Origin of the sequence: Arthrobacter sp. TB 26, assembly GCF_000427315.1 — a bacterium.
In the GTDB taxonomy this organism is placed as follows: domain Bacteria; phylum Actinomycetota; class Actinomycetes; order Actinomycetales; family Micrococcaceae; genus Arthrobacter.
Genome location: NZ_AUPJ01000300.1, coordinates 1 through 10,391 on the forward strand (window position 1 = coordinate 1; position 10,391 = coordinate 10,391).

Sequence of the window (10,391 nt, forward strand, 5' to 3'; positions counted from 1 at the left end):
CCCCGCCGGTCCGCAAGAAGAAAAAGTCCTTCCTTCCCTACGGCCTCGTCCTGCCTGCGGCCCTGCTCGAACTGCTCATCCACATCGGGCCGATGATTCTGGGGGTGTGGATTGCCTTCATTTCGCTCACCCAGCTCAACCTCACCAACTGGCTCAATGCCCCGTTCGTGGGCCTGCAGAACTTCGTCAACGGCCTCAACCCCGAAAGCACCATCGGCCAGGCATTCTTCAGCACCGTTGGCCGGACCATGCTCTACACCGTCACGGTGGTCGGCTTCTCGTGGGTCCTGGGCATGGCCGGCGCGGTGTTCCTCTCCTCCAACTTCAAGGGCCGCGCGATCCTGCGGACCTTCTTCCTGGTTCCCTACGCCCTGCCCGCCTATGTGGGCACCATCGCCTGGGCCTTTATGTTCAACCAGCGCGACGGCGCCGTGAACCAGATCCTTGTCGACACCCTGCACCTTTTCGGCGACGAACGTCCCTTCTGGCTCCTGGGCGAGAACTCCTTCGGCGCCATGATCGTGGTGAACGTCTGGCAGCTGTGGCCGTTTGCGTTCCTGATGCTGATGGCCGCCCTGCAGACCGTCCCCGCCGACGTCTACGAGGCCGCCTCGATCGACGGCGCCTCGCTCTGGCAGCAGTTCCGCAACATCACCTTGCCGATGGTCCGCCCCGCGAACGGCGTGCTGCTGCTGGTGATGTCGCTCTGGACCTTCAACCAGTTCAATATCCCGTTCGTCCTCTTCGGTGCGGCATCCCCGAAGGAGGCCACCCTGGTCTCGCCGCTGATCTACCAGAACTCCTTCGGCAGCTGGAACTTCGGCCTCGGCGGCGCCATGAGCGTCCTGCTCCTGATCGCCCTGTTCATCGCGTCCTTCTTCTACATCCGCATGGTGCTGCCCAAGGGGGCCGACAATGATTGAGACCCGCAACTTCCGCATCCTGCGGAACATCGTCCTGACCATCCTGTCCCTCTGGGTGGCCATCCCGCTCTACGTCGTGGTGTCCACCTCGCTCAAGCCCCTCAAGGACGTCTCCGGGCTGTTCCAGTGGATCCCGGACGAGCTCACGGCCGCACCGTACTTCGACATCTGGACCACGGTGCCGCTGGCCAAGTACTTCCAGAACAGCCTCATCATCACCGTGGCCGCCACCGTGTGCTCGGTGACCGTCGCCGTCCTCGCCGCGTACGCCGTCGCCCGCCTGCAGTTCCGCGGCCGCCGCGCCTTCAGCCTGACCGTGCTGTCCACCCAGATGTTCCCGGGCATCCTGTTCCTGCTGCCGCTGTACCTGATCTTCACGCAGATCCGGAACATCACCGGGTTGCAGCTCCAGGGCTCCTATCTGGGCCTGATCATCACCTACATGACCTTCACCCTGCCGTTCGCCATCTGGATGCTGACCGGGTATTTCGCCGCTATCCCCAAGGAGCTCGAAGAAGCCTCGATGATCGACGGCACCGGCCGGATGGGCGCCCTGTTCCGGGTGATCCTGCCGGTGGCCAAGCCGGGCATCATCGCCGTGGCGGTGTACTCGTTCATATCCGCCTGGGGGGAAGTCCTGTTCGCCTCGGTCCTGACCAACGAGGCGACCAAGACGCTCTCCCTGGGGCTCAAGTCCTATGCCAGCGAATCAGATGTTTTCTGGAACCAGCTTATGGCCGCCTCCGTGGTGGTCAGCCTGCCGGTGCTCATCGGCTTCATCCTGGTCCAGAAGCACCTCGTCGCGGGCCTGTCCGCCGGCGCCGTGAAGTAGCCGCCACACCGGGCGCGTTGACGTCCACACCGCCCGCACCCCCATCCAGGCCAGCCAGGCACGCGCCGTTGCGGCCGGCCACCCCAGTTCCAAGGAGCATCAGATGACGACGGTGCACACGCCACCGCCGGCGCAGCCCGGCACCAGCACCCTCACCCCGCCCGGCCCCACTGCCGGTTCCCCTGCCGGTTCCCCGCTGGGAGTAGCCATGATCGGCTATGCGTTCATGGGCAAGGCCCACTCGAACGCCTGGCGCAATGTGGCCAGCTACTTCGACGTCCCGGCCTTCGAACAACGCGTCCTGGTGGGACGGGACGCTGCCGGAGTGGCCAAGGCGGCCGCCAAGTACGGCTGGGCGGAGTCCTCCACGGACTGGCGGACGGTGATCGAACGCGAGGACATCCAGATCGTGGACATCTGCGCCCCGGGCTTTATGCACGCGGAGATCGCCATCGCCGCGCTCGCCGCCGGCAAGCATGTGCTGGTGGAGAAGCCACTCGCCAACACCCTGGCCGAAGCCGAGTCGATGACCGCTGCGGCGAAGTCGGCCCGCAGCCAGGGCATCCAGTCCATGATCGGCTTCAACTACCGGCGCATCCCGGCCCTCGCCCTGGCCCGGGAACTGATCAGCGAGGGCCGGCTGGGCGCCATCCGGCACGTCCGGGCAGCGTATCTGCAGGACTGGCTCGTGGACCCGGAATCGCCCATGACGTGGCGGCTGAACAAGGACACCGCCGGGTCCGGGGCACTGGGCGACATCGCCTCCCACGCCATCGACCAGGTGCTGTTCCTGCTCGGGGACCAGGTCACCGAGGTCTCCGGCCGGCTGCACACCTTCACCTCGCACCGACCCGGCCGGAACGGCCTGGAGGAGGTGACGGTCGACGACGCCGCCTGGGCCACGCTTTCGCTCGCCTCCGGGGCCGTCGCCTCCGTGGAGGTCTCCCGGGTCGCCACCGGACAGAAAAACTCGCTCAAACTGGAGATCTACGGGGACAAAGGGTCCATCCTTTTCGACCTCGAGGACCTGAACGAACTGGGCTTCCTGGACTCCACCGTCCCGGTCCGGGAACAGGGCTTCCGGCGCATCCTGGTCAACGAACCCGTTCACCCCTACGCCGCCGCCTGGTGGCCGCAGGGCCACGTGATCGGCTGGGAACACACCTTCACACACGAGATCCGCGACTTCCTCGTCGCGATCGGTACGGGAAGCCAGCCCTCGCCGTCGTTCGAGGACGGCCTGACCGTCCAGCGTATTCTGGCCGCAGTGGAGGAAAGCGCGGCGGCCAAGAGCTCCATCATCCAGCTGGCCGGCAACCCCGCCGCCGCCCCTGCACCGACCGCCTGCCCCGAAGGAGCCTGACATGGCCCGCCCGTACACCCTGTTCACCGGCCAGTGGGCCGACCTGCCCTTCGAGGAAGTCGCGCGCCTGGCGTCCGGCTGGGGTTACGACGGCCTGGAGATCGCCGTCTCCGGAGACCACCTGGACGCCTGGCGCTGGGACGAGCCCGGCTACGTCGAGTCCAAACTCGCCGTGCTGGAGAAGTACAACCTCAAGGTCTGGGCCATCTCCAACCACCTCAAAGGCCAGGCCGTCTGCGATGACCCCATCGACTTCCGGCACGAGGCCATCGTCGGGTCCAAGGTCTGGGGCGACGGCGACCCCGAAGGCGTCCGGCAGCGCGCCGCCGAGGAAATGAAACACACCGCCCGGCTCGCCAAGGCCCTCGGCGTGGACACCGTCGTAGGATTCACCGGCTCATCCATCTGGCAGTACGTCGCGATGTTCCCGCCCGTCCCCGAGAAAGTCATCGAGGCCGGATACCAGGACTTCGCCGACCGCTGGAACCCCATCCTGGACGTCTTCGACGAATGCGGCGTCCGATTCGCCCACGAAGTCCACCCCTCCGAAATCGCCTACGACTACTGGACCACCGTCCGCACCCTCGAAGCCATCGGCCACCGGGAAGCCTTCGGGCTGAACTGGGACCCCTCCCACTTCATGTGGCAGGGCATCGACCCCGTCTCCTTCATCTGGGACTTCAAAGACCGGATCTATCACGTGGACTGCAAGGATACGAAGCTGCGCCCCACCGGCCGGAACACCGTGATGGGCTCACACCTGCCCTGGGGCGACCCGCGCCGCGGCTGGGACTTCGTCTCCGCCGGCCGCGGCGACGTCCCCTGGGAATCATCCTTCCGCGCCCTGGCCGCAATCGGCTACACCGGGCCCATCTCGATCGAATGGGAGGACGCCGGCATGGACCGCCTCCACGGCGCTCCTGAGGCCCTCGCCGCGCTGAAGAAGTTCGACTTCCCGGCGTCGAACACCTCCTTCGATGCAGCATTCAAGCAGTAGGTCCCGGAGCCCGTCGTGCCACGCGTGCTGAGGTCCGGCCAGCGCTGTGAAGTCTGGGCCGCGTCCGTCACCACGGGGTCACGCGAGCTCCTCTTCGCCAGCGACGACCTCCTGCTGGAGGCACCCAACTGGACCCCGGATGATTCCGCCCTCATCCTTAACGGCGCCGGGGCCCTGTGGCGGCTGGNTGTCCAGCCGCTCGCTGGAGGAGGTCCCCCTGACGGGCGTCCCCGATCTCAACAACGACCACGTATTGGCCCCCGACGGCGAACAGATCTACCTCTCCGCGAATGACGGCCACATCTACCGGGCGGACATCCGCGGAGGTGCAGCGGTCCGGATCACCGCCCCGGACGGGTTCTCGCACTTCCTGCACGGGGTCAGTCCGGACGGCCGCGAACTCGCGTGCGTGGGGGTGGAGACGGACGATGTCACGAAACCGGGGCGCCTCCTAACGATGCCCGCGGGCGGCGGTCCTTCGGCTGTGATGGACACCGGGCCCGGGCATTGCGACGGACCGGAGTATTCACCTGACGGCGACTGGATCTACCTGAACACGGAGACCTTCAGCAGCCTGCCAGGGCACGCACAGATCGCCCGGGTGCGCCGTGACGGATCAGGGCTGGAGCGCCTGGTCCACAGCGGGACAGTCGACTGGTTCCCGCACATCTCACCCGACGGACTCCGCGCCAGCTACCTCCGGTTCCCGGCGGGAACACTGGGCCACCCTGCGGATCTGCCCGTCGAGCTCGTCACGGTGTCGCTGGACGACTGGAACACACCGCGCCGCACCTGGACCCTGTTCGGTGGCCAGGGAACCCTCAACGTCAACAGCTGGTCACCCGATTCGACGCGGCTCGCCTACGTCGCCTACCCGGCGGGCTGACCTGTCGGCGGCGCTTCACGAAGCGCAGGCATCCCCCGCCACGGACTAGGGTTCTGGGCATGACGCACGTAATCCGAACGGCAACCGCGGACGACGCCGGCCGGCTGGCAGCGCTCGCGGCCATCACCTTCCCGCTGGCGTGCCCGCCAGGTTCGGCACCGGAAGACATCGCCGCCCACCTCGCTGACACGCTCAGCGAGGCCAACTTCCGCCGCTACCTCGCCGATCCCGACACCACCGTTCTCGTGATCGACGCCGGCGGCGAGCTCCGTGGCTACAGCCTCCTCGTCGCGCGCCCCACCCGGGACCCAGACGTGGCCGCAGTCCTGACAGACCTGCCCTGCACCGAACTCAGCAAGTGCTACGTTCATCCGGAGCACCACGGCCTGGGCGCCGCCGCCGAACTGATGCACGCGAGCATCGGTGCAGCCGCGGATGCCGGCGCCCGCGGACTCTGGCTTGGCGTGAACAGCCAGAATGCCCGCGCCATCCGGTTCTACGAGAAGTCGGGCTTCCGCAAGGTGGGCACCAAATCGTTCACGCTCGGGAAGACGGTGGAGCACGACTTCGTCATGGAGCGTCCACTCCCGCAGTCCCTCTAGCTCGTCAGCCGCGGGGTGGGTCGGGGCGCCAGGTTCCGCGCACGAGGCCGACATCTGGCGTGAAGCCCCTCCACCGGTAGGGTTTCTCCTCGTGATCCCCTGTGGCGATCAGGTCATCTACGGGCTGTCGCTCCCGGATGAGGAATGTCAGGACCCTAAACCGTCGGGAGGGTTTCCGTCCTTGCGAGCAAGCGGTGTTGTCGAGCGACATGCGGAATGCCGCTGCCAACCGGTGGTTCCCATCCAGCACCAACCGTTTTGTCTTGCCGGTGCCCTCATCAAGGCAGAGTTCGTAGGCGAGAACGCAGATTGTGGGCGACGATTGCGACTTGAGCACGTGGCACAGGTTGTCGATGCCCTTGCTGCGCATCCCTTGAGGTAGGTTGCCGTGTTCCAGCGCGTTCGGCCACAGCGGGGTTGAGGCATTGACTTGCAGCTTGTCGTACTGAGCCCTCTCGTTCAGGCCGCCACCCAGTACATTGGCAGGTGTCGGCTGGCCATCGACCATCTGCAGGACGTACCAGGGGGCCAGCCACTCATGAGCTGCTGCGATATCGGCGAGCTCGACCTCGCAATTGAGGTTCTCGGCATTTTTGCGAAGGATCTCCCAATCGTGCAGCACAGTGAGCTCGTCCCGGTAGAGCATCTGCAAACGATTGAGGCGCTGGATGGTCTCTTCCTTTTCCGGACGGTTAACGTTCGGCCGCCGGGAGCGTCCTAACTTCGTGACGTCCCACACCCCCGAGAGGGGACGGCTTTCATGGCTCGACAGATCCGGCCCGGCGTTCTCGCGCAAGTCGCGGCCGAGCAGCTCAATGAAGCCAACGTGGTCCGCGACCGTCACCAAATCGGGATCTCGCAGACGACCCGCCGGGGTGAAGGCGAGCTTATCCGTCTCGGCCGCGACGCTGGCCGTTCCCTCTAATATCCGCGCCCAAACTGAGCGCGCCAGGCTATCGGAGTGCAAGAAGGTCGAGAAAGCGAGATTGTTATAGGAGTCGCTGACGGACTTCGCGAGCTCCTTCTGTACCGTCGCTTCCGCGTACGGGTAGTGTTGCAGCGCCGCCCGCGCGTCTGCCGCTACTCGCAGCGCTGCTGACTCCGACCCCGCGAGGCTGCGTGCGCTGCTCATCGCCAACAGTCCGGCGGAAGTAATGAGGTCGGCGTTGGCCAACGCCTCAGCACGCTTCTGCGCGTTGCTGTTAACCTGCTGGGCCAGGAAGAAAAAATAGATGCCGAGCAGGAGCGAAAGAGTGAGGTTGAACCAGTCTGCAATAGTCCAATTGTCGGAATCCACTGCGTTCACGGCGGCGGCGGCGGCGACTATCACGGCGATGAGTACGAAACCGAACACGAGGTGAACAATGCGCCGCCCAAAGGGCTGTCCCGCGTCGCGCATGATGTCCCCGTTCGTCCGCCCGCTAATGCCCCGTATGTTAGACAGTAAAGAGGCTATTCGCATTTTCTGCGAATACATCCACTTCTGATAACGATCGCTCAGGAGCCGAGATCGGCCCTGACCAGGCGATTCGCTCGATTCGCCACGCGCAGGATCACCTCGGGCGAGGCGAACTGTTGTGGTTTCCTGTGTCGCAAAATCCGGGTCTGATCAGGCATTTTGTGTCTCATTGTTGCATTTTTTGCATTTTGACTGCAAAAATTGCAGTCGACATAGGAGGCTCCTTGGGTGATAAGTTCGGCGGTCTCGCGTTCCTCCCGCTGCCTAATCGAGAGCCGGATCGTGACGGGTTCCTGAGCGAGGTGCTCACCGGGTGGAAGCGATCGCACTCGGCGCAAAACTTCACCATGCAAACGACCAGGCGCCGGGTCGCATCTGTTATGCGCCTGGCGGACTTCTCGGGCAAGTATCCGTGGGAGTGGGCCCCCGTCGACGCGGACGAGCTGTTCGACCATCTTCGCGGTGTCGAGAACCTGGCCTTGTCCACTGTCCGGGCCTACCAGACGGACATCAAACTGTTTTGCGAGTATGCAACCAACCCTGAATACCCGTGGAACGAGAACTGCGGGCGCCTCTTCGGGACAACCTTTTCCCAGGTGATCACCGAGTTCAACAAAGCCAGGCACGTCCAGGATGCCGATATGGGTCCGGAGAAGCGTGCCTTTACTCTCGAGGAGCTGCAGGCCTTCTTCGACCTAGCCGACCTGGAAGTCGAACGGATCATAAACTCCGGACGCAAGGGCGCTCTTGCCGCGTGGCGTGACGCCGTCGCCTTCAAGACCGCCTACGGTTGGGGCCTTCGGCGCGACGAACTCCGTCACCTCGGCCTGGTCGATTTCTCCCGCAATGTCAAGGCTCCGTACTTCGGCGACTACGGCATTCTGCGCGTCCGGTTCGGGAAGTCGCAGAAGGGCTCCCCCAAGAAACAGCGGTCCGTGCTGACCCTCCTGGACTGGGCAGCCGAGGCGGTTGATGACTGGGTCAAACGCGGTCTTCCCCGCTACGGGCAGCCTGTCAGCGATCTCTTCCCGACTGGCCGCGGCGGCCTGGTTCCGGAAAAGAACCTCCGGGATCGGATGCGCGGATTCCTCGACGAACTCGGCTTTCCGCCGGGGCTCGACCTTCACTCCCTGCGACGGTCCTATGTCACGCACATGCAGACCGAGTACGGCTATGACACCAAGTTCATCTCGATGCAGGTTGGCCACGAGCACACAGCGACGACCACGATCTACACACTTCCCTCCCCCGACTTCGCCGCGCGCGAACTGGAACGCGTGCTCAACACAACCCTCCTGGCCAGCAACAGCAAGCTGCTGACCAAACCCACAACGCCTTCCGGAAAGGCATCACGATGAACCGTCAAATCGACTACCAGTTCCGCGTCAAGGAGCTGATGGCACGCGCCGGGATGCGCAACAGCCGCGATCTGGTCGCTCCGCTTCGGGAGCGTGGCATCACGCTCTCCGAGTCGCAGATCTACCGACTCGTCGGACAGAACCCGGACCGGATCGCCTTCCAGGTCTTGGCAGCACTTTGCGACATCTTCAAGGTCGAAGCCAACGAAATCTTTACCTACACAGGAACGGAAACCCGCACCCAGCGCCGTCGGACCGCCGTCGGCGACGGCACGGATGTCCCCCTGATGGAGGCCTACCGCCCGGTCCGCGCCCGCATTACCCGTCCCGATGAGCAGTGAGTTCAAGCCGCGCGGTCGTCCCCGATCAAACAGGACGAGCGAGGGTTGCGACCGCTGCGGGAGAACCACCGGAAAGATCCGGGTCCGCTGGCCAGACGGACGGATCTGCGGAATATGCTTCACGAACGCAACCCACCGATACGGTCAATGCCCGCTCTGCGGTGCCGACAGAATGCTGCCAGGTCGAACGGATGCGGGCGACGACATCTGTCGCGAATGCGCCGGCATCACGACGGACCTCACCTGTGACAACTGCGGCCGCGAGGCCGAGCGCTTCCGCGGGGGTCACTGCATCACCTGCGTTCTCGCCAACGATCTGACGGAGCTTCTGAGGCCGAATGACCCACCCGACCTGCGGCTCAAACGCCTTATCAAGGTATTGACCGGGGCCACGCGGCCGGAGAGCATCTACACCTGGCTGCGCAGCAACGGTGGCCGGTCCGCCGGGCTGCTCAAACGGATCGGTGACAGGGAGATCGAGCTCTCCCACCGGGCTTTCGACGAACTGCCCAAGACGCCGGCGGTCGAGCACGTCCGCGCGATCCTCACTCATAACCGGATCCTGCCCGCACAGGAAGACCGGCAGCTGGCCATGTTCGAGCAGTGGCTGGAAGAACGCCTCGACCAGCTCTCCTCGACGCCGGAAATCCACGCCCCCATCGAGCGTTTCGCCCGCTGGCATCACCTCAAGAGACTTCGGGCGGAGTCATCCGCGACGAAGAACATGAACTATGCCGTGCGCTCGGCCAAGCAGGAGATCACAGAGGCCGGAAAGTTCCTCCGCTGGCTCCTCGATGAGCACCGCCGGACAGCAGCTTCCTTCCGCCAGATACATATCGACGAATACCTCTCCGAGGGCACCTCAACCCGTCGACATATCCGGAACTTCATCCAATACCTCAAGCGGGAAACGCCGGGGAAGGACATCCAGGTCGCTGCGCGGCTGGCCAGGACGACGCCCGTCCTCAGCCAGCAGGAACGCCTGGACCTTGTCCGCAAGCTCATCGAGGCCGACAACGTCGCCTTGTCGATCCGCATCGCGGGGCTGATCTTCCTGCTCTATGGCATCCCCATCGGCAGGATCGCCATGCTCACCATCGACGACGTCGAAGTGACCGGCAAAGGCATGTTCCTCAGTCTCGGCCGGTATCCGGCACCTATTCCCGAGCTGCTGGCACCCATGTTCTGGGCCCACCTCCAGGACCGCGCCGGCCAACAGACAGTCAACCGCGATACACGCTGGCTCTTCCCGGGCGTCCGCGCAGGAGCACCCCGATCCCCCAACACCCACCTCCTGAAGCTGCGCGGGATGGGCGTCAACATCCAAGGCATCCGCAACACCACCCTGCAGAGCCTGGTCAAAGAAATTGACGCCACGTCACTTGCCCGCATGCTCGGATACAGCAAGCAGACTCTGTCCCGCCACGCGGGAGCCGCCGGCGCACCCATGTCGAGCTACGTTGTCGGCAAGAACCCCCGCTTCGCCGAAGAGCGCAGTCGCGACCAAACTGCGAACAAAACCCAGTGACAAAGCACCAGAGGGTATGACGGCGAGCATCATCGATAGAGACCCTCAGCTCGCCCACGGAGCGAGGAATAAACCCCAAAGCGATAACCCGCTTATCCAGTT

9 protein-coding genes are annotated in these 10,391 nt (G+C 64.6%); 8 read left to right on the forward strand and 1 reads right to left on the reverse strand.

Annotated features, from left to right (window positions below; genetic code table 11):
• The 5 genes from K789_RS0110820 to K789_RS0110845 form a co-directional block, all read left to right on the forward strand.
• On the forward strand, window positions 1-923 hold a 923-nt coding region (locus tag K789_RS0110820; protein WP_024366778.1), incomplete at its 5' end, for a carbohydrate ABC transporter permease.
• Window positions 916-1,755: a carbohydrate ABC transporter permease gene (locus K789_RS0110825; protein ID WP_024366779.1), complete on the forward strand. Its 840-nt coding sequence runs from the start codon at window positions 916-918 to the stop codon at window positions 1,753-1,755. The genes K789_RS0110820 and K789_RS0110825, both read left to right, overlap by 8 nt.
• 208 nt (window positions 1,756-1,963) lie before the next feature.
• Window positions 1,964-3,118: a Gfo/Idh/MocA family protein gene (locus K789_RS0110830; RefSeq protein ID WP_051181005.1), complete on the forward strand. Its 1,155-nt coding sequence runs from the start codon at window positions 1,964-1,966 to the stop codon at window positions 3,116-3,118.
• 1 nt (window position 3,119) lies between these two features.
• Window positions 3,120-4,115, forward strand: a complete 996-nt coding sequence (locus K789_RS0110835) for a sugar phosphate isomerase/epimerase family protein (protein ID WP_024366781.1) — start codon at window positions 3,120-3,122, stop codon at window positions 4,113-4,115.
• Window positions 4,116-5,060: 945 nt separating this feature from the next.
• Window positions 5,061-5,603, forward strand: a complete 543-nt coding sequence (locus tag K789_RS0110845; RefSeq protein WP_024366782.1) for a GNAT family N-acetyltransferase — start codon at window positions 5,061-5,063, stop codon at window positions 5,601-5,603.
• Window positions 5,604-5,607: 4 nt separating this feature from the next.
• Here the strand turns inward: K789_RS0110845 and K789_RS0110850 are convergent, their stop codons facing one another.
• The gene (locus tag K789_RS0110850; protein WP_128081604.1) at window positions 5,608-7,002 is read right to left on the reverse strand and encodes a hypothetical protein; all 1,395 of its coding nucleotides are present in this window, start codon (window positions 7,000-7,002) and stop codon (window positions 5,608-5,610) included.
• A 284-nt stretch (window positions 7,003-7,286) separates the two neighbouring features.
• Between K789_RS0110850 and K789_RS0110855 the strand changes: the two genes are divergently transcribed.
• The 3 genes from K789_RS0110855 to K789_RS0110865 all read left to right on the forward strand — a co-directional run bounded on the left by K789_RS0110855 (window position 7,287) and on the right by K789_RS0110865 (window position 10,289).
• Complete coding sequence (locus tag K789_RS0110855) at window positions 7,287-8,420, forward strand: tyrosine-type recombinase/integrase (protein WP_024366784.1); 1,134 nt, start codon at window positions 7,287-7,289, stop codon at window positions 8,418-8,420.
• The gene (locus tag K789_RS0110860; protein ID WP_024366785.1) at window positions 8,417-8,761 is read left to right on the forward strand and encodes a helix-turn-helix domain-containing protein; all 345 of its coding nucleotides are present in this window, start codon (window positions 8,417-8,419) and stop codon (window positions 8,759-8,761) included. The genes K789_RS0110855 and K789_RS0110860 overlap by 4 nt, the downstream gene beginning before the upstream one ends.
• Before the next feature lie 172 nt (window positions 8,762-8,933).
• A complete protein-coding gene (locus K789_RS0110865) occupies window positions 8,934-10,289 on the forward strand; it encodes a hypothetical protein (protein WP_024366786.1) in 1,356 nt (451 codons plus the stop codon).
• Window positions 10,290-10,391: the final 102 nt, after the last annotated feature.